Origin of the sequence: Pseudomonas sp. LS-2 (genome assembly GCF_003605735.1) — a bacterium.
Taxonomy (GTDB): domain Bacteria; phylum Pseudomonadota; class Gammaproteobacteria; order Pseudomonadales; family Pseudomonadaceae; genus Aquipseudomonas.
Map to the genome: position 1 here is coordinate 129,458 of NZ_QXTJ01000043.1, position 25,313 is coordinate 154,770.

Genomic DNA, 25,313 nt, shown 5'->3' on the forward strand with positions numbered 1-25,313 from the left:
TCCCCGCAGCCCCCAACTGCAAGGCAGATCCCGCCAAACTTCGAACAACCGCGCCCGCAAGTACGTGGATAACGCCGCCCCCACATATCCAACCAAACCACCCCCCTCAACACTCACTCCCCCTCCCCCGGCAATTTATTCTGGCTCAGATACCGATCCAGCGTTTCGTTCGGCGCGGTGGTGTCGCCCGCCACCTGCCACATGTGCCGTTCAATGCCTTGCGCCACCAGATGCCCCACCGCCGCTTCGATGGCGGACAACACGCACAGTTGCGCCGGTTCGTTGGTGGTGTAGCCCGCTTCCAGTTCCAGGAGTTTCTTGAATTCGACGAACTTGAACACGCCGGCGTTGTAACTGGTGGAGTAGATGGTCTTGCTGGTCATGACATTGGCCAGTACCTGGCCGCTGCGCACGTCGACGGCGCGCAGGTTGATGGTCACCTGGTCTACGCGGTATTCCTGCGACAGCCCGATGCCCAGATACCGCGCACCCTCCCCGCCGCTGCGCACATTGGTGTCGTAGGCGACGATGCCGCCTTCGAGCATCAGGTTGGCGGCTTGCAGCGGCGGCAGTTCGTTGGGGATCTGGATGTTGACCGGCGCGCCGTTCGGGCCGATCACGGCGGGCGGTTTTTTCTGCGAGGCGCGGATGATCTTGCGCTCGGTCAACAGGTTCTGCAGGCCTTCACGTTCGAGCACCACGAACCACCCGCTGGCCTGCATGGCGTCCATCAGCATGCTGGCGGCGCCCTGGGTCACGCTGGTGGAAAACGAACTCGCCGGGGTCGGTTTGTACTGGCCGGTCTGGTCACGGAAACCATAGACCACCGCCACCAGACGCCCTTTGGGCCGGGGCATGGACAACAGGTCGTAATAGGTCGAGGCACGCGGGGTCAGGGTCGGGGTTTCTTTCGCCTGTTCGGCCGGCATCGGCTCGCGCACGGCGCAGCCTTGCAGTGCAGCGACCAGCATCAGAATCGTGATGCATCTTTTCATGGTCTTTCGCTCCTCTGGAACTTCAGCACGCGTCAGTTGGAGGTGAGTCCGTTGACGTTTACTTCCGATATTTCGCCGGTAACACGGTCGGTGATCTGGATGCTCAACGAGCCCGAATCGTCGATCACATTGACGATGAAGGCGTCGGTGGTGAGGCTGCCGGTGTTGCCGTTGCGGATGTTGGTGAGCACCTGCGACAGCAGGCTCGATTGCAGCTGCTGACTGAAACGCTCCAGCGCTGAGGTCGCGGTGGTGGTCGAGCGTTTCAGGTCAGGGTCCTTGTAATCGTTCTGCGCCTGGGCCTCGTTGAGCAGCGTCGGGCCATTGAGCGGGCTGCCGCCGAAGTTCGGGTTGACGGGCGTGTAGACCAGCTCCGTGGCCTGGCAGATCAGGCTGATACCTGTGAAGCACAGGCAGGTCGAGACGGCGGTTATTGTTCTGTTCATAGTTCGTCCTTCCCCAGATCAATATTGTCCTGCAACTGAACTTGCAGCTTGCGTTGAACCACCGCTGCGCGGACCTGATCGGCGGCTTCCTGAGCCAATTCGCGGGTCTCGGTGGCGTTGGGTGCGATGAAACGGCGATACACGATGCGCTGGTCGTACTCGACCCAGATCAAACTGCCCCAACGCGGGTCCGGGCGTTCGCGCACCACGAGGTTGAAATTCAGCCGGCTGGTGGCGCGCAGGCGGTCGGTGAAGGCGTTGTAGAAGTTGTGCCCGACCAGCGAGATGCAATCGTCGACGATGAAACCCATCATTTCGTCTTCGTCGTCCGCCCGGGCGATGCCCGCACTGAACCCACCCACCAGCAGCGCAGCACACAGACACAACCCTTTGAGATGGACGTTCACGGCGTTCATTGGCTGCTTCCTCCAAGCGGTGTGCCGAGCGAGGTGCCCAACGACGTTCCGGGCCCTGAGGTCGGCGGCGCGCCCGGCGTGCCAGGCGCCCCGGCCGGACGGTTGGCGGCGGATTCCTGAAACGCTTTTTCGGCCACGAAACGCCAGTCGGCATAGCTGGTCATCTCTTCGAATTCCTGCCATTGAGGCGGGAAGTTCGCGGTCTTCAGCGGTGTCTGAGAGGACAGGCTGTAGACCCCGGTAATGCGACCGTCGATGGATTTGGTCAGGCCCCATTCCTGGCTATTGGTCATGGGGTCCGGATAGAGGCGTCGAATGTGCCGCTGAATCGACGGAAAGCGATGGTCTTCCAGCAGTTCGTCCAGCGAGTCCGGGTACTGCGAGACACCAGTGCCGCTGCGGTAATAGCTGCGCAAGGCCTGTGCGTATTGGGTGCCGACCCAGATCAGTTGCACTTCGCGCTCGCGGGTGCCGACCGTGGACCACACCTGCCCCACCGCGGCCAGCGCCGTGCCCATCAGCACGATCAGCATCAGCGCGCCCATGTAGGTGAAGCCTTGCTGACGTCCCGCGACTGCGGCGCCCAACGGCTTACCACTGACCGAAAAGACTGCCATCACGCGCCCTCCCGGTGGCACCGCTCTTGATGTCCGCCACCGACCCCTGCACGCCTTCCGGCGGCGGGACGATGACCCACAGGTCGCGGCGCCCGGTGATCGGGTCCTGAGGCAGACTGCGCAAGTAACGATGGGTGACCATGTCCTCCAGCGATTCGGGGTAGTGCCCGGTGTCACCGTAATAGTGATCCAGCGCCTCACGCAGCACCGACAGGCTCTGGCGCAGCGCGGTTTCCCGGGAGTTTTCCAGGCTGGAGAAGTAGCGCGGCACGGCGATGGTCATCAGCGTGGCGATGATGGCCATGACCACCAGCAACTCGATTAGCGTGAATCCCTTTTGTCTGCGCATGGCTCACCACTCCGAGTAGGCAATGCCGTTGAGGCCTTTGCCCCGGGCTTTGGAGTACACGTCGAAGACGTCTTCGCCGTCCCGAGGGTTGTTGGCCGGGCTGTCGTAGGAACGCAGCCCCCACTCCTCATCCGCATCGCGCCGGGTCTTGCCGAGCATCGGATCCGTCGGGATGCGCCGCAGAAAATAGATCTTCGCGCCCTTTGGACTGCGCAGGTCGCGTACCCCTTCGACCAGCACTTTGAGCTCCGACGGATAGCCGTTGCTGGTCACGGTCTTTTCGATGCGACCGGCATCGGCAGCGCGCTTGTAGGCGTCCAGCGCATCGCGGATCTGATACAGCGCCGTACGCAGCTCCTGCTCCTTGCCACGACGAATCACGGTTTCGGTCAACGGCGCGGCGATGCTCGCCAACAGACCGACGATGGCCAGGGTCACGACCATTTCGATCAGGGTGAAACCGCGCGATCTGCTCTGGCCGTTCATGATCAAGGCTTCTGGGCGGCAGCAGGCAAGGCGGCCAGTGGCGCCGACTTGCGGTCGATTTCCACGGTCACCGGCGCCATGTCCGGGTTGACCGAGTTCATGTGCATGCTGGTTTCGGTGCCCGAATCGAACTCCATGTCACTGGGCGCCTGGTACGGCAGGTTGCGCACGATGCGCGGGGTGATCGACAGCACCAGTTCGGACTTGCCGACCGTGTCCTTGTTGCTGCCGAACAGGCGACCGAAACCGGGGATATCGCCCAGCCCCGGAATCTTGTTACCGGTGGACTGGTTGTCGTTGCGCACCAGCCCGGCGAGGATCTGGGTTTCGCCGTCGTGCAGGCGCAAGGTGGTCTGGGCGTTGCGGGTATCGACCTGCACCGGAATCGTGCCTTGGCGGGTCGGCTCCAGCGGCGTGGCGTTACTCACTTCCAGGGCGATCTTGATCGCCACTTCGTTGTCCAGGTGCACGATGGGCGTCACTTCCAGCTTCAGACCGACATCCAGGTACGTGATGCTTTCAGTGATCACCGGCCCCTGAGTGGAGGGCACCGAGGTTGCGCTGATGATCGGCACCCGCTGCCCGATGTGAATACGCGCCTGCTCGCGGTTGCTGACGCGGATGGTGGGGCTGGCCAGGGTGTTGACGTCGTTGTCCTGGGCGTTGATTTTCAGTTGCGGCGACGGCGAGATCGAAATCCGGCTGGAGTTGATCCCGCGCAGCTGGTTCAGCACGCTGACGGCGGTACCGTCGCTGTTGATCACGCCGAAGGTGTTCGGCCATTGCAGGCCCAGGTCGAGAATCCGCTGGCGCGCCACTTCCATGACTTCCACTTCAAGCACCACTTCCGGGTTGGACTGGTCTTGGGAGAAGAACAGCTTCTCGGCCATGCGGATCGCGTCCGGCGTGTCGCGCATGGTCAGGGTGTTGAGGCGCTCGTCGATGAACACGTCACGGGTCTTGAGCATGGTCTTGACCATGTTCAGCGCAGTGTTGGCATCGGTGTTGGTCAGGTAGAAGGTGCGCATCACCAGTTCCTGATAGTCCTTCACCTTCTGCGGCGAATCCGGGTAGATCAGCAAGGTGTTGTCGTTCACCACTTTCTGATGCAACTGGTTCTGTTGCAGCAGCAGGTCGATGGCGTCTTCGATGCGCACTTCACGCACGAAGATGGTGGCCTTGAGGTCCGCACGCAGGTCTTTGTCGAAGATGAAGTTGAGCCCGGCGACCTGCGACAGCACCTCGAAAATCACCTTGAGGTTGGCGTCGCGGAACTCCAGCGTCACCGGTTTTTCCAGGCGGGTCTTGAGCTGCGGATTGGAGACAGTGTTGCGGGTGCGCATCAGCTCGACATTGCGCATCAACTCCACCGCGCCTTCGTGCCGGGGGTCCAGCGCCAGCACTTGGCGGGCCTGGTGTTCGGCGCCGGTCAGGTCGCCGCGACGCAGGCTGGTCTGGCCCTTGATCAGCATGTCGTTGATGTTGCGCATCTGCTCCAGCAGGTACAGCGCGTCACGGGCACGGCCGTTACTCGGTTCGATGGCGACGACCCGCGAATAGTCGATTGCCGCGCTGTTGAAGTCGCGCTGTGAGCGCTCCGAATCAGCCTTGGTGAGCAGCGTCTTGACCACCCGCGCCTTGCCTGACGTCAGGGCGATGCGCAGGGTTGCATCCCGAGGGTTGGCATTGACCGCCTCCTGCAATTTGGCCAGGCCCTCTTCGTAACGTCCCTCCTCGATCAGGTCCTGACCGATGGCCCGGTTCATGTCCGATGTGCAGGAAGCCAGTATCAGCCCCAGCGCCAGGGTGAAGCCCAGCAACAACGCGTTCATCGCCAACCGCAGCGGACTCATGGTGCACTCCCCACAGACAAGGTCTGCGCAAACTTCAACGGCAGATAGACGAGGCTCATTTCAGTGGCAGAGATGCGGTCGACCTTGTAGACGTCGTCGATCACATCGCCAGCCCTGACCACATAGAGCCGTTCTCCGTTTTGCAGAAACACCTGCAACTGCTGGCTGTCTTCCAGCTTGCCAATGAACTGGAACGGTAAAGGCGGTGCAGTGGGCACCGTGGGTGAGGCAGGTGCGCTGTTGAGCGCAGCCTGCTCGGCCGTCACCACCGGGGCGACGAACCAGCTTTGTGCAGCAAACAGGTCCAGTTGAGGCACCTTTGCCGCACCTGATTGGGCGTCGCCGCCTTTGTCGGACCCGGTCTTGGCGGCGGCGACGGCGTCCCGATGCTTGCTCGCCACCGGCACGGCATCGCTGCCAGCATCCTGGGCCTGTTCGCCGAAAAACCGCTCGGGCACCCAGGCGATCAGCCCGCAAATGCCGAAGAACGCCAGCCAGTTGACTACACGNCGAATGCGCCCGGTCAGCTCGGTATCGGCGATGCGCTTGCGCTGAAAATCGACGTCCTCGACCACCACTGCCGGCAACTCGCTCAGCAGGGCGTGAATGAAGCGCCGCAGTTGCGGGTAGCTGCCCCGCACCGGTAGCAGGATCTGGTAACGCGCCAGTTGGGTTTTCGGGTCGATGCCCAGCGAATACTCACCGCGGGACAAGTTGATCTTCTCCTTGCGAGCCATGGCGTAGATGCGGTCGATGGCCGAGGTGGCGTCCAGCTGGGTGGGCAAGGCGCGATGGAATTCGTCGAGTTGCTGTTGCGGCACCATGGGCAAGGCGGCGGTGCCGTTGGCGACCTTTTCCAGAAACTCGCTGGCCTTCTGGCTGTTCTGGCGCAGGCCGTCGAGCGATTGCCAGTCCGGCAGCAGGCTGAAGACCCCATAGGCCAGCACCAGCACCACCAGCGCCGCCCCGCCCAGCCCCGGCCAGCCGGCCCGTTGCAGGTGTTCACGCAGAATCAGGCTAGGGACGGACATCGCTCACCTCCCAGGTGGCCAACAGGTTGAACAGGATCGGTTTCTGCGGCGAGTTGGCGACGATCTCGTGATTGACCAGTGAGACGTCGCTCAACTCGGGGCTGTCTTCCAGTTGCCGGTGAAAGGTCAGCATCGCTTCCAGATCCCGCGCTTCGGCGCTGATCCGCACCTGGCCCTTGCGTGCGTCCGGACTCAGGCTGAGTAAGGCGATGTCCTTGCCGCGCAGGGTTTCAAGGGCCGCGAACAGGCGCTCCCAAGGACGACGCAACTGTGCGGAGATCTGCTTCATCTCCGTCAGCCGCACTTCCTGCTCGCGCTGTTGTGCCGGGGTCAGGCCGGCGACCGGGCCGGCATGCACCTGCATTTTTTTCTGCGCATGGCCCAGCTGGCTTTGCTGCTGATGGATCGCTTCGCCGACGAGATGAGCGCCGGCAGCAACCGAGGCGCAGAGCACCAGGCCCAGGCTCAGCAAGGTCCAGCCCAGCGTGCTGCCGCGACGTTGTGGCTGAAATTCCAGATCGAGGGCGCGCATGTCAGTTCACCACTCTGGACATCAGGTGCAGCGCGTCCTGGATATCGCCCTCGGCATCCGGCAATTCCAGGGTCTGTACGCCGAGGATCAGCGGCGCGTCGCTGTGCCGTGCCGGGGCGTGTACGAAGCGGTCCACCGGCTTGTCGCCGTTCAGACCGTGCAGCTCGCTTTCCCGGGCAATCATCGAGGCCAGCGCGGCATCGGTATCGGCAATGCGCAGCGAGCGCACGGCCGACCAGCGTCCTTCCCTGGCCAGCAGCAAGGTGCTGCGCCCAGGCTCGGCGACCACGAACAGAAAGTCGCGATCACCGAAGCTTTTCTGAAACCGGTTGAACGCGGTCATCAGGTACGGCTGCACCGAGACCAGACGCAGGCCGAGCCCCTTGACCATGTCCCGCAGTTGAACCAGCAGGGCCTGCGGCAGCGCCACCGCGATACGCGGCAACCCGGCGGTTTCCGGTGACAGGCTCAGGGTCCATGGTTCGGCCGATTTGCCGAAGGTGTCTTCGAAGCAGGCGCTGGCGTAGGCGCGCAGTTCGTCCGGGGTGGTGATGTGGTCGCTCCAGGGTATCAACCCGAAGCGGCTGTAATGGCTGGACAACAGAACACTGAGCCGGGCACGGCCCTTGACGTGCTCGACGAGCAGACGTTGCAGGGTGTCCAGCGCCAGTGTGGCGGTGGATTGGCGGTCGGCGATGAACCCTGCGCTGCCAAGCCAGGTCTTGCCGCTGGCGCTGCACCGGGAAAGACCGACGCCGTTGGCGCCGATCACGGCCACATACTGATCACGAAATGAAAGTGACACGATTGATCTCCTCCAGCGTGGTCCGGCCATCGCGCACCAGTTCCAGCGCCGAGCCGCGCAACAGGCGCAGGCCACGGCTGCAGGCGTAATGCTTGATCTGGGAAATGGGTTTGCGCTCGACGATCATCTGGCGAATTTCGTCGTCCAGGTGCAGCAACTCGGCGATGGCGGTCCGGCCGCGATAACCGGTGCCCCGGCAGCGACCGCAACCGGCGCCGTGTACGAAGCGGTAATGGCTGCTGCTCTCGGCAGTCAGCCCGGAGGCACGCAGCTCTTCGTCGTCCGGCTTGACCGGCGCCGCGCAACCGCTGCACACCAGACGAATCAAGCGCTGGGCGACCAGCGCATTGAGTGCGGAAACGAAGCTGTAGGGATCGACTTCCATCTGGGTGAAGCGGCCGATCACGTCGAACACGTTGTTGGCGTGAATGGTGGTGAACACCAGGTGACCGGTGAGCGCCGACTGCACGGCAATTTGCGCGGTGTCGGGATCGCGGATCTCGCCGACCATGATCTTGTCCGGGTCGTGGCGCAGGATCGAGCGCAGACCGCGCGCAAAGGTCAGGCCCTTCTTCTCGTTGACCGGGATCTGGAGAACACCCGGCAACTGGTACTCCACCGGGTCTTCGATGGTGATGATCTTGTCCACGCCGTGGTTGATCTCGGTGATCATCGCGTACAGCGTGGTGGTCTTGCCACTGCCGGTGGGGCCGGTGACCAGCACCATCCCGTAAGGCTCCGACGCCAGGCGGCGCAGGCTGTGCAGGGTTGCGTCTTCGAAACCCAGCGCTTCGAGGCTGACGCCGCTGACCCGGTCAGCCAGGTCCTGTTTGTCGAGCACCCGCAGTACCGCGTCTTCGCCGAAGATGCTCGGCATGATGGAAATCCGGAAGTCGATCTGCCGGCCGTTGATGCCGATCTTGAAGCGGCCATCCTGCGGCACGCGCTTCTCGCCGATGTCCAGTTCGGCCATGACCTTGATCCGTGAGATCACCTGATCGGCGAACTCGGCGCCCTGTACCTTGCTGATGTTGTTGAGCACGCCGTCGATGCGGTATTTGATCACCAGCCCGCTGCCGGTCACTCCCAGATGGATGTCGCTGGCGTGCATTTTCAGCGCGTCGTACAGGGTCGAGTTGACCAGCTTGACCACGGCGCTGGCGTCTTCGCTGATGCTGGTCAGCGACAGGGTTTCCAGGTTGTCGTATTCGTGCTGTTCGTCGCCGTGGGTATCGAGGGCGGCAACGGCGTGAAAACCTTCTTCCTGGCGGGCCAGATACGCCGCCAGATCATCGGCATGGCACAGGTACAGCGCGGCGCCTTGCAGGCACTCGTCGATCCAGGCCAGACGGGAATCATCGAAGGGGTCGGCGAATACCCCGATCAGGGACTCGTCGTGACGCAGCATCACGAACTCGCGTTTCAGGGCCTGGGCCAGGCTGACCTGATCGAACTCGGGGGTGCATTTGAACAGGCTGGATGCGTCCAGCACCGGGTAGTGCAAGGTGGCGCCGAGGGCGTGGAGAAATGCGTTGGGTTCAAGCCCGGACAGCGTTTCCAGTGCCTGTACCGGACGTTCGCTGTCGGTGATGGCGCGTTCCCTGGCGGCGGCCAGCAGGCTGCCTGGAAAACGCGTGGGTGACTCGACTGGCTGCGCCAGCGGCGGTCTCTCGACGACGAGCGTAAGACTTTCCATCGAATGCACTCCCGGACCCCGAAAAAGGAACCACACATTCGACGCGCCTGGCCGTCCGTGGCCGGTGTGCCGTTTTCCGGAGGGGTCACGAACCGCGGTTCATGGCCCTCTGGAGTCCGGCTAGAGTTTGCCCTCCCCGTCGTGGACCGGTCTGTCGCTGTCAGGCGACTCGGTCTGCTTGTTGCTGCGACGGTCTGCGTGAACCCAGGTACCGTCGTACAACTGCAACGGGAACGTCTCTGCCGGGCTGTGCCGCCGTTCAATGAAGCCAGCCGCCTGTGGCGCCCTGCTCGTCGAACGTCGCTCAGTACCCAACAAGTCACAGACAGCTCGGGCCAGTTCGGCCAGCGGAAACGGCTTGAACAGAATGTGGCTGACACCCAGATCGGTGGCCCGACCGCAGACTTCGCTGGTCGGATGGCCGGTGATCAGAATGAAAAAACAGTCCTTCTGTTTGCGCACCGCATCGAGTACCTGAAACCCTTCCATATCGGGTAGGCGAAAATCGAGGACCACCACGTCCGGCGCGAAACCTTGTGCAAGGTCGATGGCACTCGCGCCATCGTTCGCCACCCGGACATCCAGGCTCTTGGCCTCCAGATACGCCTGAAGGTTCTGCGCCAGGATCTGCTCGTCCTCTACAACCAATACTTTGTTTAACAAGGTGGACTCCTGAAATCGGGACAGGTCCTGTGGCCCGGTCTCGGGATTGCCGCCTTGTATTGGTACAAGAGCACTGTTCATGCCAGACCCTCCGCTCGAAATATTCTTCGCCCATGCCACTGATTTTCTTCGATAAAAAAGCGAGACCCTGGACCCAGCCTCAAACCCACTACCGGGGGCAGTCGCCACCTGCCAGCGGATTTGCCCCCACTTTCGGGGAAAACCCGGGTCATCGCTCCGCCACCCGTTCTATCTTGCTCGCCGATCGCAATCGTTGCAGCGCCGCCGTGGTCGCCTGTGCCTGCCGTTGCTGATCCAGCGCCTGTCGGGCCATCGCCAGCCCCTGGCGATCCTCGATGACGCTGTCTGAGACCGTGCTTTGGACTTTGATCAAATGCCAGCCGTAAACGCTCCGTACCGGCTGACTGACGGTCCCAGGCTCGAGAGCGAACGCGGCATCGGCGAACTCGGACACCATGCTTTCACGAGAAAAATAGCCCAGATCGCCACCTTCGGCTGACCGGCTGTCCTGAGAATAGTGCTGCGCCACCCTGGCAAAATCGTCGCCGGCCACGATCAGCGCACGCAGTTTCAGCAGTTGCTGACGCACCGCCTCGACCTTCGCGGCGTCAGCATTGGCGTCCAGTTGCAGCAGGATGTGCCGGGCGTGGATGCGTGGGGACAGTTGACGGTAGAAGGCTTCGACCTCGTCATCCCGGGCGGCCGGTGTCTGGCTGAGTTCGGCGAGCATGCGCTGGCTGGTCAGTTCGCGGCGCAGGTAATCGGTGAATGACTGGCTGTCGAAACCTGCCTCTGCCAGACGGCGATTGAAGGTCTCTTCGGAGATGAACTCGTTGCGCAACGCCGCGAAGTTGTCCAGGACACTCTTTTCATCGATCCGCACGCCGCGCTTGCCCGCTTCCTGCCAGAGCAGCTCCTTGTCGATCAGGTCATCCAGCGCCGCGCTGCGCAGGCGGTTATAGGCCACCGGGTTGCGAATCGCACCCACCATACGCCCCTGGGCCTGGAGGTAGTCGGCGAAGTAATGCTCAAGCTGCATCTGTCCGATCTCCACGCCGTTGACACGCGCCACCGCCATTTGCCCATAGGTCGGCTCGGCCACGGCTTCGGTGCGTCCCACCGTGAGCAGCAAGCCCGGGATCATCAACGCCAGCAACATTAAAATCAGCTTGAGCTTCATGGCGACTTCTCACTTCAATTGGCCGCAGTAATCCGGGTATAGGGGCTGACCAGCTCGAACGTCTTGCGCTGCAAATCCACGGTCACGACATGGGCGCCCGACATGCCCAGCCGACGCCCCGGACCAAACCCCAACAAAGGGGTCAACCCGGTCTGTACGTCATGCAGCCCTTCCAGGGCCTTGATCAACTGCGCGCGTGCCGGGTTTCGACCGATCTGTCGCAACGCCTCGGCCACCAGCAGCACCGAACAATAGGCGTCCACCTGCAACACGGCGTACTGCCCCTTCAGGCCGCTGCGTTCGCGCACGTCGGCGAGCGCGGCCTTGCCTTCCGGCGTCCAGTCACCAGGGATGAACGGATAGGCCAGCAACACGCGCCGGGAGAACGCCGACGGTAATTGCCAGACGTCGGCGGGGACCTGTGCCGAAGCGGCGAACAGGTACGGTCGCTGGCCGGCGTCATCGAGGGCCTGGCTCATCGGCCCGAAGTCTGCCGAACGTCCGAGAAAAAACAGCGATTGCACCTGAGCGGTGGACGCGCCGATGCCCACCGGCTGGCCTGCGGGATAGGCCTGCAAACTAACGTCGGTCCAGCCTTGGGTATTGAGGTGCTGTTTCAGGGACTCGGCCTGCTGCCGGTCCTGTTCGGCTTCCTGATACACGATCAGGGTTTTCTGCCCTGCCAGCGTCAGATGCCGTTGTGCATAGCTCGCCAGCGCACGCAATTGCTCGGCGGTCCCCGGCAAAGGCTCGAAGATCAACGGGCTGTCGCTTTCGCCACCGAGCAGCGACACCGAGCCCACCCACGGCAGTTGAGCCTGCTCCAGCCATTGGCCGAGGCGTCCGTCCAGTGCTGGCGCCAACGGTGCGATCAGTGCAAACACGCCGTCGTCGCCACTCAGGGTCTGCAAGGCCGCTTTGGCACTTTGGGCATCAGGCCCGGGATCGACGACCTGTAACTCCAGTTGGCGCCCATGAATGCCGCCCGCTTCGTTGATCGCGGCCAGTGCGCCCTTGAGCACCGCGCCCACGGTTTCGCCCAGCGGTGCCATCGCGCCCTGAGTCGGCAACAGGGTGCCCAGCCGCAGGGTCGAGGTCTGTACGCCGGGGTCGCGGTCGTCTTCGATGCGCTTGAGGTAGGCCACCAGGTTCAACTGGTCCTGGCTGGACATGACGAAACGCGGCATCGCGCTGTCCAGCGCATTGCCGGCCGGGTCGATGCCTTCGATGATCGCGTGGGACAGCGCGCTGTCGCTGTACGGCGGATGGCTGCGGCCCGTCCTGACCTGTTGACCGTAGGGCGTGCTCAACCGCCGCCAGATGATGTTCGGCGGACGCACGCCGCCTTCCGGTCGGCCACGACCATCGGCGCCATGACAACCGGCGCACGGCACGGTCGCCGCCGGCACCGCCGTGCCTGACACGCCGATGCGCGCCGACACGTCGGCACCGCTGGCGGAAACGCCTTCGCGGTACAAACGTTTGCCAGCGGCCTCCATCGGGCTCAGCTCGAGGGCGTGAGCCGCGCTCGCAAGGCACCACAGCAGGCTCAGCCCAAGGCTCAACAGCGCCAGCGACTTCATGGTCGACTCCTTAACGTCCGGCCACAGGTAAGGTCAGGAACTGCAGGCGCTGGGCAATGGCGTCCACCGGCGCATCGGGACGAATCTTCGCCCAGCGCTTGTTTGCCACATCGCCCACGATCAACTGCGTGGAATGCTGTTCGGGGCTGGGAATGACCTGTCCCAGACGGCCCAGCACCAGATCCATCTGCTCCTGGGTGCCGGTCAGAAACCGCCAGTTGGGACCGTCGACCCCGTGTTTGGCGGCGAACGCCTTGAGCACATCGGGGGTATCGTTCTTCGGGTCGCTGGTCAGGGTGATGAAATACACCTGACCTGCGACCGAGTCGCCCATGGCGGCGCGCACGTCCTTGAGTTTGCGGGTGATCAGCGGACAGGCGTCCTGGCAATGGGTGAACACCACGTTGAGCAAGACCAGCTTGCCCTTCAACTCGTCACTGTAGAAACGCACGGTGTTGCCGTCCTGATCCTTCAAGGCGGTGTCGGTGAAATACTGCTGCGCGTCATGAGTACCGCTGGACGGCGGCGCCACCTGCACCGGCGCGACCTTGGCCAGCGTCGGCGCTTCGTGGGCTTCATGGGCCATCACCGCAGGCATTGCCGACATCAAGGTCAACGCGACCAACCAGCCTTTCACACCCGACTTGAACACGGCCAGATGCTGCTTCTGCCCGCAGGGCACTGGCAGCAAACCCTGAGTGCAGGATTTACCTGACAGGACCGAGTTGTCTGACTTTACTGCCGGTGCCCGGCAGATCGCTGGCAAGGTGGAGCGCCACCCCGGCAGCTCCCACGGCCTGCGGCCAGAATCAAAAGCAGGCTGCTGAGACTTCATGATCACTGACACAAGTTGCTTCTGCCCGTAGGGCGTGGGAGCCCGGCTTGCCGGCGATCTGCCAGGCACTGGCAGCAAACCCTGAGTGCAGGATTTACCTGACACGACCGATTCGTCTGGTTTTACTGCCGGTGCCCGGCAGATCGCTGGCAAGCCAAGCTCCCACGGCCTACGGCCAGAATCAAAAGCAGGCTGCTGAGACCTCATGATCAATGACACAATCTGCTTCTGCCCGGAGGGCGTGGGAGCCCGGCTTGCCGGCGATCTGCCAGGCACTGGCAGCAAACCCTGAGTGCAGGATTTACCTGACACGACCGATGTCACAGGCTTCCTGGGCCTGCGGGCAGTATCGAACACCATGCGCTTCATTCCGGCTCTCCCATGACATACACCCCATGCTTGCCGCTCTTGGACGCCCGGTCCCCGCGCAGTTGTTCTACCCGCTCCACGAGCAGTTCCGGGTCGGTGAAGCCGTAGAACCGGGTCCAGTGGCTGCTGTGGCCGTCGCCAACCATAATCAGTGGCGGGTGGTTTTCAGGGTCCGCGGTCCAGGTCCCCAGGCCTTTGAGCGTGGCGTCGATGGCCTGGGGTGTACCGGTCAGCCACGTCCAACCCGGCCCGTGCTGAAAGCGGTTGGCATAGGTGAGCAGGCGCGGCGCGGTGTCACGCAGCGGATCGACGGTGATCGAAACCAACTGCACCTCGGTGCCGACCTTGGCGCCGAGCTGCTTCTGCACCTTGGCCATGATCGAGGAGATCACCGGGCAGATCGTCGTGCAGGTGGTGTAGATGAAGCCCATGACCACGATGCGGTCGCTGACCAGATCGCGCTTGAGGTTCACCGGCTCACCGTTCTGGTTGGTCAGCGAGACGTTAGCGAAATGCACCACCGCGCTGTCCTGGCTTACCGCGGGCTTGGGCGGCGCGTGATCGACGCCACCATGGGCCTGCGCCAGTGGGGTGAAACCCTGGGAAATCAGCAATGCCAACATCGATACTGCAAGCACGTTTTTCATGGCGTCGTCCTGTCGGAAACAGCAGGGCTCTGGTTATTCAGGTGAACCGGCGAGGTATCGACCGGCATCACCCGCAGGCTGGCATAGGATTGCTCGTTGGCGCGGATGCCCAAGGACTCTGAACGCGCGTGAAGGTAATAAGCGCCGATTTCACTCAGATCGGCCTGGGCTTCATAGATGCCCTCACCCACTTCCACCGCCAGCACTTCCCGTGGCCGTGAACTGGGGGCCAGGAAGTAGCGCAGGTACACGTCCCTGGCGCCGGTCATGGGGATGTTGTCGCGGCCCTGAACCAGACGGATGCGGATCGGCACCAGCTTGCCCACCGGCTCGAATCGACGTTCCAGCAGAAAGCTCACCCGTGGCACCGCCAGACGTTTTTCCAGCGCCGGATTGACCTCGATCTGCGCGGTGAAGCAGTGAATGACCTGGGGTTGATTGAGCATGAACGCCACGTCGAACTGGCCAGCGCTGGGCAAACGCACCCGCGAGCTGTAAACGCCCGGTTCGACTTCTCGAAGGCTGCGGTCGATGACCCGCACGGCGCGGGCGGCGTTGCCCCGGTTGGGGTAGCCGGACATCGGTGCGTTCATGCCTTCGGCGTAGAAGTAGGTGGTGTTGTCCACGGGGTTGACCACGAACACGGCGTCGTTGTCCCGCGCCGGGCTCAACCCCGCCGCCAGCGGCAGATCACCCGCCAGACGCGGCGCCGCCGGGCCTGCTTCAAACGATTGCAGGATCGGCTTGCGGTCCTTGCCCAGACTGGACAGGTTGACCATGGTCACCCGTGGCGAGGCCAGGCCGCGTATGTAGGCGTAGTTCTGCGTCACGCTGATCTGAAACGGCTCGGGGGACACCTCCAGGTCATGTACCACGCTGTCGCTGGAGGCGTCGATCACCAGGGCATGGCTGTTCAGCGTATTGAGTACGAAGCCATAGCGACCGTCCTCGCTGAAACGCATCGGCCCCAGCCCCTGTTGCGAGGCGATGACCTTGCGCACGTCAAGGCTGCGCGCATCGATCACCGTCACCGAACCGTCCTTGCCATCGGCCACGTAGACCGCTTCGGACAGCGGCGAATACGCGACGGACAAGGGGTGTGAGCCGGTTTTCAGGGTTTTGCCATGGCCCAGCGTGGCGACATCGAACACGTCCACGGTGCCGGCATCGCGGCTGCTGACGAAGGCAAAGCGCGAGTCCTTGCTGAAGGTGATCTCGTGGTGGCCAAGGCCGGTGGGCAGGAACTTGAGGACTTTCATCGACTGGGTATCGATCACCGTCACACCGCTGGTTGCTTCGCTGGTCGAGTTGTTGCCGACCCACAGGTAACGCTCGTCCGGCTGCAACGCCACGCGCAACGGGTTGTCGCCGGCGGGAATGTTCTCCAGCACCTGGAACTTCTCGGCATCGATCACTGCCACTTCGCCCGCGCCGGGCATCGACACGAACACCCGCTTGTCATCGTTGGTCGAGGTCCAGTCCATGCCTGGCTGCTTGAGCGCAATGCGGCTCATGGTGCTGGTGATGCCGCCCACCGACACCGTCGGGTCGATTACCGTGGCGCTGGCGTCCTTGTTCAGGACCATCAGAAAGTAGCTGTTGAGGTCCAGCAACGGTCGCGCACCGATGGTGCTTTTCAGGTACAGACCGACCCGCGACTTGCATTGGGCATCCCGCGAGCCGGGCTTTTCTTCGGCCACGGTCGGATGGAGCCAGGCGCCGGGGGCCACACCCGGCAAGGGTTGACCGGAAGCGGTGTCGGTGACGCTGAAGCGCACATCGGCGAACATCCCTTCAGTCAATGGTCCACTGTTCAGCGGGCGGGCCTCGAACTTGACGGTCACGCCGTTCTTGATCAGTTGCTGCCTGTCGCTGACCATGCTCGGGATCGTCGGCGGGCTGTCCCCATCGTCCATCGCTCGACTGGCATCCTTGAGCGGTTCGCCCGTATGCCCCATCACCACCAGCGCCACCGCCAGCGCGCCGCCTGCAAACCCACCTCTGATCCATCCATTCACGCTGCACCCCCTGTGGAGCCGACGCCAGTACGCCGGTTCCGATGAGTTGTGTCTGGCCCGTCCTGATTGTTTTTGTAAGGACGGGCCGCTTGGGTTCTGGCTGCCGGGCCTAAGGCGCCGCGGCAGGTTCTGGATCGTTGGTCACGCGCAAGATGCCCCACAGCCCCGAGACGTTGCCGAACCCGGCGTAGTCGCGGAAGAGGTAATCCCCCTGTATAGCGTTCGCGCCCCCGGCACTCGGGAACATGAGGCTGAAGTGCGCGGCGGGCAGGAGACTTTCCTGGGCGCCGATGTACAGCGACATCGGGTTGTAGGCGAAGCGCACCGAACCCACGCCCGACGGCCCCATCGGATAGCCACCGGTGTCGGACTTCTCGGCCTGGAACGGGTGCATTGGCCAGACGTGACCATCAAGCTGGAAGGTGGTCCCGCGACTGCCACCGCCCGGTACGGTCAGGTGCGTGCGGAACGGTTGCCCCGGTTTGGCGTACAGCACCGGCGTCTGCGGGTCGCCACCGACCAGTGCGTTGCTGTAGGCCATGTGGGCATTGGGCACATCGGCGAAGCCATGCCCGTCGGCGTGGCCGAACGGTGCGTCCGGGGCCATGCCGAAGCGGTACCACAGAGGCTCCGAGCGGTAGTTGATCGCCATTCCCGAGTTGTCCTGAGGGTCGGCTGGCACGCCATTGCCTTCGGCGGCGAGGTTCTCCACCGGACGACCGTTGCTCCAGCGCATGTTCAGGGATTTCTGCATGACCAGCATGAAGTCGCGGTAGGCGGTCTGTCCGGTGACGCTGACCGTGGCGTTGGCCCGAGAACGGGTGTCCTCGGTCCAGGTTGCGCCCAGCGGCATGATCGCCATGGCACCGGCCAGGCCTTTCTGCGGTTGCTTGATCATATCCGCCGAGGTCAGGTTCAAACTGCCGAACTCGATGGGCGTGGTGTTGATGTTGTCCACGCTGCGCCCCAACTGCGACACCGGTTTGCCTTCACGTTCCAGATGCCCCGCGTAGTACTGGTAGCTGCGGGTCGGCCAGGCGCCCGAGGTGCCAGCCCGAGGCGCAACGGTCTGCACCGGGTTGAGGCCGACGTTGAAGCCGTCCGACTTGGTGATGTCGTAGGCCAGCAACTGGGCGTGCATGCCCACATGGCTCGAGGGCCGGATCAGGTTGTTGTTGAAGGTGGTCGACCCCTGCGCACTGTTGCGATCGCGTTTGACGGTGCCGGCCATGACGGCGTAGTTCGGCAGGTCCGGCATCGCGGTCGGCAGACGGTTTTCCAGGGTCACGTTGATGCAGTCGCCGGCACCGGCGCGCAGCATCAGCGGCTCGATCGGCACCCCGGCCTTGAGCTTGCCGGTGACCGGGTCAAGATCGGCCTTGCGCACGTACATGATTGCGGTCGGGTCGTGCAGTGGCCCGGCCTGACCACCGATGGTGAAGGTCACGCCATCTTCGGGATCGGTGACGGTCGCCTGGGGAATGGTCACCGCGCGCTTGTTGTACACCAGCGTGCCGCCAGCCGGATTCAGCGGTGCACCCACATGCTGGCCCTGGCCTGCGGCGTCGCCGATGGTCAGGTTCAGCGGGTTGCCGAGGATGTCGTTGGCGAGCGCGACCACCACCTCGAAGTTGCGCTGCACGGTAGGCCGCGTCCCGACGCCGTTGGCGTTGGTGGTGAAGCGCGGGCAGATGCCGTCGAACGCCACGGTGTTGCGCGCAATCACCGGTTTGGGGTTGTTCGGCAGTGCAAACAGGTCGTTACGCTGGGAGCCGTAGTTGCGCATGATGCCCCACATGCCGTTCCAGTAGCCTTCCAGCGAGGCGTCCATCGAATACAGGTAGTCGCCGGTGTCGCTGGCCGAACTGGAGATCGTCGTAACCGGCGCATTGAAGCCCATCTGTTCGGAAATACCGACCATCTGCGAGGACTTCCAGCCGGAGTTGGAGCTGTTGCCGAAGCCACTGCCCGAGTGCAGCCATTTCACGCCGTGCAGGGTGACGTTATGCTCCTCTTCGTGACCACCGGCATGCAGACGCAGCCGCACGTTGTCACCGGTGTACGTGCGCAGCATCGGGGTAAACGGGTCGCCCGGCATGTCGCCGCCACGGTTGATGTGCGGCGGGAACTGCGTGATCCCGCCCGTAGGCCCGGTCGCCGTGGTGATCGCACTCGGTGCCAGGTTCAGCGCAGCAATCGCACGGTCGGTACGGGTTTGCAGGGCATACGCCAAGTCCCCTGCCAGACCGTTGGCCTGCATCCCCGGCTTGCCGTCCGGCGCCGTGCGGTTCGGGTCATAGACCCGCAGTCCGACCGGCTCGTGGCGGTAGTTGACGACGAAGATGCCAGGGTCATCCACCGAGAGGGCTTGCGGGGCCGGACGGGGCGGGCCGCCTTCCAGCGNTCGCCACTGCCGGCCTCGAGAACGGAATCCAGCAGATTGGCCGCCGCTTTGCGCCCTGGCGGGTTGATCGCGTAGCGGAAGCTGTTGGCACTGGCCGGGTAGGCGCTGCCGTTCGGCACACCGTTGGGGCCTGCGCCCACATACACACCCGCTTCATAGGCATGCACGAAGTCGCTGTACTCCAGGAAGAACTCGCGGAAGCTGTCGTTCTTGCCGTCGCCGTCCAGGTCGCCGGTGGACACCACCGCCTGCCACGAGGTCGGCCCGCCATCCTGACGCGCGCCGCTGTACAGAAGCTCGCCGGTTTCAGCGTGGAACCAGGTGGAACCGGCCGGCTCAGCCAGCACCGTGGCGTACAGGCCCAGTTGCTGGTGCGTCGATGGGCCAAGGTGGTCGTGGGTAAAGATGGTGCCCAGGCCACGGTCGATACCGCGGGTGTTGACCACAGGGTCGGCGAACCAGCGTTGCATGGCCGTGCGGGCGCCCATCCAGTCAGCCCGGCCGAACTGGCCGAAATAAGGGTGTGACTTGGCTTTCGGGCAGGCTTGCGTGCCGTCGCGAGCATCCACCTCAGTGCAGTTGTTGAAGGCGCGAATGGCATGCACGCGCTCGACCACGGTGGCGGGTGAAAGCAGACCGTCTTCGTAGTTCCAGCCATTGGCCGAGCCGTCGGCAGCGGTCAGGTCCCATTTGGGCAGGTGGATGTGCTGACCGATCACGTCGGTCGGGGTGCGCACCTGATAATCGTCCAGCTCGTAGTAGTTGGGGATCAGGTTGGTCTGCTGGTACATCACGCAGTCGAAGGTGTTGATGCGCATGACCAGCGGCTCAGGCGGACGCTGCTTGTTGATCACCGGCCACACGTCTTCCCAAAGGGCCAGGATGCGCGCTTGCGGGAAGTGATAACCGACCTTGTTGTAGACCGCGTCAAATTGCAGGTTGGCGGCCTTGTAGATCCGTGGGTGATCGGCGCTGTACTGCGAGGAGCCGGTGAAAGACTGCCCGCTCATGGTTTCGCCGCTGTTGAACAGGCCGCTGCCAGCCATGGAGGTCAGGCGCTTGCCCCGGTCATCCATGCAGGGTTCGTAGAACGGCGCACCGGCCACCGGCAACGCGCCGTTGGTGCGGAAGGCTTTGGCGACTACCTGTTTGCCAGGCAGCAAGGCGAAACTCGGGTGATCCGGTTTGGAATGGAACAGCATCGCCGCCTGCTCCACGTCCGTGCCCTCCTCCGGAATGAACACGGCCTTGGCCTTGTGAACCACTTTAGACAGATCGGTCGCGGTGGTCACGGTTTCGGCTTCACCGCCCGCCGCCACGCCGTCCAGCGCGTGCCGGGGCAGGCCGCCGTCCCAACCGCCGGACTGCAGCGGATCGAGGTTGGCCCACAGGGCGTTGCCGCTGTCACGCAGGGCCTGGGCCTTGGCGCTGTCGAGCATGTCCAGCGGCGGGGTCGGCGGACGTTGACCCACGGTACTTTCCATGCCGCCGATCCAGAACGGATAGCCAGGGTTTTTCAACGAGCCGTCGGCATTGCGGTTGGCTTCGCTGCGGTCGACCAGCGCCACCGAGCCGATGACCTGCTGCCCGCCCTCGCCAGGTTGACCGGCGTCGTCATCGTCGTCTTCATCATCGTCGTCATTGGCGGCCACCAGCTCGCCCAGCTTCGGCACCACGGCGACCTTGCCCGGCATCGGCGCCATGGCCTTGCCAGGCAACGGCACGATGGCCGGAATGGGTGTGCCCGCAACGATTTCACCGTCCGGCAATGCGCGGGCGCCCGCCGCCGGTTTACCGCTGCGCAAGGCGAACGGAGTGGTGTGGAACCCGTTGTCACTGGCCTGAGAGACCTCGAGTCGGGTGCCTTCTTCGAATACGTCGTGTATCCGCCACATGGTCCACATGCCCTGGGCGAAGTGCGGATAGAAGTGGCAGTGATAGATCGCATCGCCCGACACCCGGTTGCGGTTGCCGGAACCGCCGTTGGCGATTTCATAGGTGTAGCCGGCGCCCGGACCGATGCCCTGGGCGTCCATGTAATCGGAGTTGTCGTCGTTGGGGTTGAACAGCCACTGATGCCCATGCAGGTGAAAGATGTGCTGCTCCTTGCCGTTATGGGTATTGCGGATCTTCACCAGATCGCCGATGTAGCTGTGGTTGACGTTCGACGGCTCGGACGGATACAGCGCCATGCTTGCCTTGATCCCGGTGGCGTCTCTGGGCGGTACCTGGCCTGGCAAAATCTGCTCCAGACCGACGTTGGCCGGTACATCCACCAGCATGCCGATGTCACCCACGGTATGGGAACTGAGGAAAAACTCCTCGTAGGCGCAGGACAGGCAGTCATGCATCGGCCCGACGCCCAGACGGTTGGCGATCACTTCGGCGCCGATGCCGCCGGAGCCATAGTTGATCATGAAGGCGTCGCGGGTCGGTTCGAGCATGTGGCCGAACACCGGGTCGGCGAAGTAACCGGGGAACGCCTGGGTCACAGCCGACTCGTCGTTGAACACCGCTGCGAAGTCGCGGAACGGCTCCAGCCGATTGGGCACGGCCGGGTTGCGCTTGCCGATGCTTTCCAGCGGATAGGTCGAGGGCGGGAAGCTGCCGTCGGTGTTGGGGCCCATCACCACGGCGTCGGTTTCGCTGTTGATGATTTCGTTGCCGTTGACCATGTTGATGATCGGCAGGCCCGCCTTGCCTTCGGTGATCCACGGCTGGCGCTGCGGATAGCGGGCCTCGTAGTCGACGATGGGCTGACCGGTCGGGGCGCGGCCGACACTGGCCAGGCGCATCTCCTCTTCGCTCAGGGTGTTGCGGTACATGCGGCCACCCTTGGGCACGACCACCACTTGCGCGAACAGACCGTTGGCCATGTTGCCGGAGGTGCCTTCTCCGCCAAAGGTCGCGGCCTGGCTGTTGGCGTTGAACGCCCCTTCGCGCTCGGCATACAGGGTGTATGAGCGCGTGGCGCCGGGGGCCAGCAGAAAGTTGCCGTTGCGACCCACATTGGAGGACATGTCGGCGATGCTGTTGACCGCCTGCATGCCGTTGACCGAGAAACCGACGTAGCGCTCGCTGACCTGGTCGTTGACCACGAAGTCCTCGGGCATGTTGGCCTGGGGTGCTTCGTTCTCTTCGCCCTCTTCCCCCTCCGGCTCTTCAAGCTCGAAGCCGCTGCTGTTGGGGTTGGCCTGCAAGGCCAGCAGGTTCTGCAGCGTGACGGTCAGGCAGTCACCGGCGGCGACGCGCAGGACCATCGGCCGCGGGCGCTTGTCCGGGCGCAGCGTCACCTTGCCCGGCACCGCCGCGCCGCCCTTGGTGAGCAGCACGTTGTGCTCATCGACCACATCACCGCGCAGGGCGTAGATCATGCCGTTGGCATTCTGCGCACCGAGGCGGTTGTACATCAGCGGTTGATCCAGGGCCACGACGTTGGCGACCAGATTGCGCTCGCAGCGAATGGCGGCTTCGACGGAGTCCTCGACGGCGAACAACGCACCGAACGACAGACAGATATTCAGCAGACGAGATGGATAGGGCTTCATCGTGAAGGGTCCTCCGCAAAGGGAAACTCACATAACGGCGCATAACAGCCCTGAGCAACGACCATGCCACAAACTCAGGCGTTCAAAATCAATGACTTAACTGGACGGTTCGTAAAAATCGGGGAAACGACAACCGTTGTTCCCTACCCCCAGTCCCCGGAAGTGGGGTAATTCCCCAGAATCAAAAGCAGCAGATTCCGCGACTTCAATTCGCCAACACCGGCGACGCATCACCCAACAGGCGGTGGTAATCACGCAGCACACCGGGCACGTAGCGCTGGGTTTCGGCGAACGGCGGGATCACGTTGCCGCGCTTGCTCACCGCCGCTGGGCCTGCGTTGTAGGCGGCCACGGCCAGCGACACGTCGTTGCCGAACATCACCATCAACTGCTTGAGATAGCGGGCGCCGCCCTGAATGTTCGAGCGGGGGTCCCAGACATTGGCGACCCCCATTTCCCGAGCGGTGTCAGGCATCAACTGCATCAACCCGGCTGCGCCCTTCACCGAGCGGGCGGACGGGTTGTAGCCCGACTCCATGCGAATCACCGCGTGCAGCAACGCTTCGGGCAGGTCGTTAATGGCGGCCGCTTGGGAGACTTCCTGGGCATAGGGCCGCTGACTGGCGGTCATGCTTTTTTCGTCAGTGCTGGCCAGGGCCGTTCCAGCGGACTGAAACGGCGGCGCCGAAACCGGTTCGTGGAACACCTGCTGAACGTCTCGACCGGCACGTTTGACGTTGGAAATGATCAAGTGACCGTCCGGACCTCTGGAGATGTACACGTCGGCCTGAGCGGCCAGCGGCAGTATGCACAGCGTCAGCAATACGCCTCTGAACGTACGTTCAAAGTCCATCCGTGCCTCCTCTGGCACGCTCGCTAAAACTGGGGGTTATTCCCCACTCGCGGTGCCATGATGAGGGTCAACGCAAAGCCTGTGCCGAACTGCCAGCCCCCGCAAAAGCCCGGTCCAGAAGGCTGCGCGGAAAAGCTCAAGGCCGCGGCTGCCAGCGCGCACGGCAATTGCATGAGCCCTCTGCACAACCCAGTCTGCGGAGGTTTCCATGGGGCATTTCACCCGCTGTGCGCCGTCTTCTTCCCCACGTTTTCAGCGCGGTTTCACCCTGCTCGAATTGCTCGTGGTTTTGGTGGTGCTCGGCCTTCTGGCCGGGATCGTCGCGCCCAAATACTTCAGTCAACTGGGTCGCTCTCAAGCGAAAGTCGCCCGAGCGCAGATAGAAGGCCTGACCAAGGCGCTGGACCTGTACCGACTGGAGGTGGGCCATTACCCCTCCTCCGAACAAGGCTTGGTGGCGCTGGTGACCGCGCCGCCGGAAGAGTCACGCTGGACCGGGCCGTATCTGCAGAAAACCGTGCCGCAGGACCCGTGGGGCCGGAACTACGTCTATCGCTACCCCGGTGAGAACGGCGAGTACGACCTGCTTTCCATGGGCAAGGACGGTCAGCCCGGTGGCGAAGGCGAAGACGCCGAAGTCACCAGTTGGCAGTGACCATCATGAAATTTCTGATCAAGGCAGTGGGCAAGCGCGGTGAGGTGATGTCGCTGGCGCTGGAGGCCGACAGTTCCGTCGACGCACGCAGTCTGGCGGAAACCCAGGGCATGCGGGTGCTCAACGTGCGCGCCGAATCGCGCTGGAGGATTAGAGGCATCCGCAAGCCGGAAAAATTCAACCTGGTGCTGTTCAGTCAGGAGCTGAACACCCTGCTCAACGCCGGCCTGCCGCTGATCGATGCGCTGGAAAGCCTCGCCGAAAAGGAAACCGCGCCCCAGGCCCGCAAGACCCTCAGCGGGCTGGTGCGGCTGCTGTATGAAGGCAAATCCTTTTCCCAGGCGCTGACCCAGTTTCCGCTGGTGTTCCCCACCTTATACGTGGCGCTGGTGCAATCCAGCGAAAAGACCGGTGCGGTCGGCGAGGCGCTGGGGCGTTACGTGTCTTATCGCAAACGCATGGACGAAGTGCGCCAGCGCATCGTCAGCGCGTCGGTCTACCCGATGTTGCTGCTGATCGTCGGCGGCGCGGTGGTGCTGTTTCTCATGGGTTATGTGGTGCCGCGCTTCAGTCTGGTGTTCGAAGGCCTGGGCTCGAATCTGCCGTGGCTGTCGCGGGTGTTGATGGAGACAGGCATGTTCCTGCACGCCCATCAGATGGACTTTGCCGTGGGCTTCGTGGCCTTCGTGCTGGGCTCGGTGATGGTGGTGCGTCAGCGACGGTTTCGCCTGGCGTTCAACCGGGCCATCGAGCGCATCCCCACGGTCTATCAGCGCGTGTTCATGTACGAACTGGCGCGTTTTTATCGTTCACTGGGCATCCTGATGCAAGGCGGTATTCCGATCCTCACGGCGATGGGCATGGTGCGCAATCTGCTGGGCAGCGCCTCGCAACTGCGCCTGGACGCCGCCAGCGAGCGGATTCGTGAAGGTCAGGCGCTGTCCGTGGCACTGGAACAGAACCACCTCGCCACCCCCGTTTCATTGCGCATGCTGCGTGCGGGGGAACAATCGGGGAATCTGGGGCAGATGATGGAGCGCACCGCCGATTTCTACGACGAAGAAATCAGCCGCTGGATCGAATGGTTCGTGCGCCTGTTCGAACCGCTGCTGATGACCTTCATCGGCTTGCTGATCGGTTTGATCGTGATCCTGATGTACATCCCGATCTTCGAACTGGCGTCGAGTATTCATTGAGGGACGAACCTTGTGGAAGCCAGGGGGGGCAGTCCAGGCGGTGGGAGCCGGCTTGCTGGCGAATGCATTGTGTGCTGATCGTTCCCACGCTCCGCGTGGTAACGCTGCGATTGAC

20 protein-coding genes and 3 pseudogenes are annotated in these 25,313 nt (G+C 63.3%); 2 read left to right on the forward strand and 21 right to left on the reverse strand.

Annotation, left to right across the window (positions count from 1 at the left end; translation table 11 throughout):
- Positions 1–113: 113 nt before the first annotated feature.
- From D3M70_RS27910 to D3M70_RS28005, 21 genes and pseudogenes are all read right to left on the reverse strand, one after another.
- Entirely contained in the window at positions 114–995 is an 882-nt protein-coding gene (locus D3M70_RS27910) for a CsgG/HfaB family protein (RefSeq protein WP_120129120.1), read from the reverse strand.
- A 32-nt stretch (positions 996–1,027) separates the two neighbouring features.
- Positions 1,028–1,441 (reverse strand): curli assembly protein CsgF, encoded by a 414-nt coding sequence (locus D3M70_RS27915; RefSeq protein ID WP_120129122.1) that lies wholly within the window; start codon positions 1,439–1,441, stop codon positions 1,028–1,030.
- Positions 1,438–1,857 carry a curli production assembly/transport protein CsgE gene (gene csgE, locus D3M70_RS27920; RefSeq protein ID WP_120129124.1) on the reverse strand — a complete coding sequence of 140 codons (420 nt, stop codon included), beginning with the start codon at positions 1,855–1,857 and terminating at the stop codon, positions 1,438–1,440. The genes D3M70_RS27915 and csgE overlap by 4 nt, the downstream gene beginning before the upstream one ends.
- Positions 1,854–2,474, reverse strand: a complete 621-nt coding sequence (locus D3M70_RS27925; protein ID WP_256660015.1) for a type II secretion system protein — start codon at positions 2,472–2,474, stop codon at positions 1,854–1,856. The genes csgE and D3M70_RS27925 overlap by 4 nt, the downstream gene beginning before the upstream one ends.
- Positions 2,449–2,823: a type II secretion system protein gene (locus D3M70_RS27930; protein WP_120129125.1), complete on the reverse strand. Its 375-nt coding sequence runs from the start codon at positions 2,821–2,823 to the stop codon at positions 2,449–2,451. The genes D3M70_RS27925 and D3M70_RS27930 overlap by 26 nt, the downstream gene beginning before the upstream one ends.
- Before the next feature lie 3 nt (positions 2,824–2,826).
- Positions 2,827–3,309, reverse strand: a complete 483-nt coding sequence (locus D3M70_RS27935) for a type II secretion system protein (protein WP_120129127.1) — start codon at positions 3,307–3,309, stop codon at positions 2,827–2,829.
- A 2-nt stretch (positions 3,310–3,311) separates the two neighbouring features.
- Positions 3,312–5,141 carry a secretin N-terminal domain-containing protein gene (locus D3M70_RS27940; protein ID WP_120129248.1) on the reverse strand — a complete coding sequence of 610 codons (1,830 nt, stop codon included), beginning with the start codon at positions 5,139–5,141 and terminating at the stop codon, positions 3,312–3,314.
- Positions 5,142–5,158: 17 nt separating this feature from the next.
- Positions 5,159–5,671 (reverse strand): hypothetical protein (locus tag D3M70_RS32225; RefSeq protein WP_256660016.1); only part of this gene is annotated, 513 nt, incomplete at its 5' end.
- 1 nt (position 5,672) lies between these two features.
- Positions 5,673–6,193, reverse strand: a pseudogene (locus D3M70_RS33770) (GspMb/PilO family protein); the annotation flags it as partial.
- Positions 6,180–6,725, reverse strand: a complete 546-nt coding sequence (locus D3M70_RS27955; protein WP_120129129.1) for a PilN domain-containing protein — start codon at positions 6,723–6,725, stop codon at positions 6,180–6,182. The gene D3M70_RS27955 and the pseudogene D3M70_RS33770, both read right to left, overlap by 14 nt.
- A 1-nt stretch (position 6,726) precedes the next feature.
- Positions 6,727–7,530, reverse strand: a complete 804-nt coding sequence (locus D3M70_RS27960) for a hypothetical protein (protein WP_120129131.1) — start codon at positions 7,528–7,530, stop codon at positions 6,727–6,729.
- Positions 7,511–9,226, reverse strand: coding sequence for a GspE/PulE family protein (locus D3M70_RS27965; protein ID WP_120129133.1), 1,716 nt, complete (start codon positions 9,224–9,226; stop codon positions 7,511–7,513). The genes D3M70_RS27960 and D3M70_RS27965 overlap by 20 nt, the downstream gene beginning before the upstream one ends.
- Positions 9,227–9,346: 120 nt before the next feature.
- Positions 9,347–9,889: a response regulator gene (locus tag D3M70_RS27970; protein ID WP_120129134.1), complete on the reverse strand. Its 543-nt coding sequence runs from the start codon at positions 9,887–9,889 to the stop codon at positions 9,347–9,349.
- 229 nt (positions 9,890–10,118) lie between these two features.
- Positions 10,119–11,090 carry a peptidylprolyl isomerase gene (locus D3M70_RS27975; RefSeq protein ID WP_120129136.1) on the reverse strand — a complete coding sequence of 324 codons (972 nt, stop codon included), beginning with the start codon at positions 11,088–11,090 and terminating at the stop codon, positions 10,119–10,121.
- A 14-nt stretch (positions 11,091–11,104) separates the two neighbouring features.
- The gene (locus tag D3M70_RS27980; protein ID WP_120129138.1) at positions 11,105–12,673 is read right to left on the reverse strand and encodes an ABC transporter substrate-binding protein; all 1,569 of its coding nucleotides are present in this window, start codon (positions 12,671–12,673) and stop codon (positions 11,105–11,107) included.
- Positions 12,674–12,683: 10 nt separating this feature from the next.
- Positions 12,684–13,280, reverse strand: a complete 597-nt coding sequence (locus D3M70_RS27985; protein ID WP_120129253.1) for an SCO family protein — start codon at positions 13,278–13,280, stop codon at positions 12,684–12,686.
- A gap of 593 nt (positions 13,281–13,873) precedes the next feature.
- Positions 13,874–14,524, reverse strand: coding sequence for an SCO family protein (locus D3M70_RS27990; protein ID WP_120129140.1), 651 nt, complete (start codon positions 14,522–14,524; stop codon positions 13,874–13,876).
- Positions 14,521–16,542 (reverse strand): cytochrome D1 domain-containing protein, encoded by a 2,022-nt coding sequence (locus D3M70_RS27995; RefSeq protein WP_375233053.1) that lies wholly within the window; start codon positions 16,540–16,542, stop codon positions 14,521–14,523. The genes D3M70_RS27990 and D3M70_RS27995 overlap by 4 nt, the downstream gene beginning before the upstream one ends.
- A 109-nt stretch (positions 16,543–16,651) precedes the next feature.
- A pseudogene (locus tag D3M70_RS33775) lies at positions 16,652–18,945 on the reverse strand (hypothetical protein); the annotation flags it as partial.
- Between the two features lies 1 nt (position 18,946).
- A pseudogene (locus D3M70_RS33780) lies at positions 18,947–22,494 on the reverse strand (hypothetical protein); the annotation flags it as partial.
- Between the two features lie 205 nt (positions 22,495–22,699).
- Positions 22,700–23,347 carry a lytic transglycosylase domain-containing protein gene (locus D3M70_RS28005; protein ID WP_120129142.1) on the reverse strand — a complete coding sequence of 216 codons (648 nt, stop codon included), beginning with the start codon at positions 23,345–23,347 and terminating at the stop codon, positions 22,700–22,702.
- A gap of 208 nt (positions 23,348–23,555) precedes the next feature.
- On the opposite strand from D3M70_RS28005, the gene gspG reads away from it, so the two are divergent.
- A complete protein-coding gene (gene gspG, locus D3M70_RS28010) occupies positions 23,556–24,002 on the forward strand; it encodes a type II secretion system major pseudopilin GspG (protein ID WP_120129144.1) in 447 nt (148 codons plus the stop codon).
- Positions 24,003–24,007: 5 nt separating this feature from the next.
- Entirely contained in the window at positions 24,008–25,198 is a 1,191-nt protein-coding gene (locus tag D3M70_RS28015; protein WP_120129256.1) for a type II secretion system F family protein, read from the forward strand.
- The last annotated feature ends 115 nt before the right edge of the window (positions 25,199–25,313 follow it).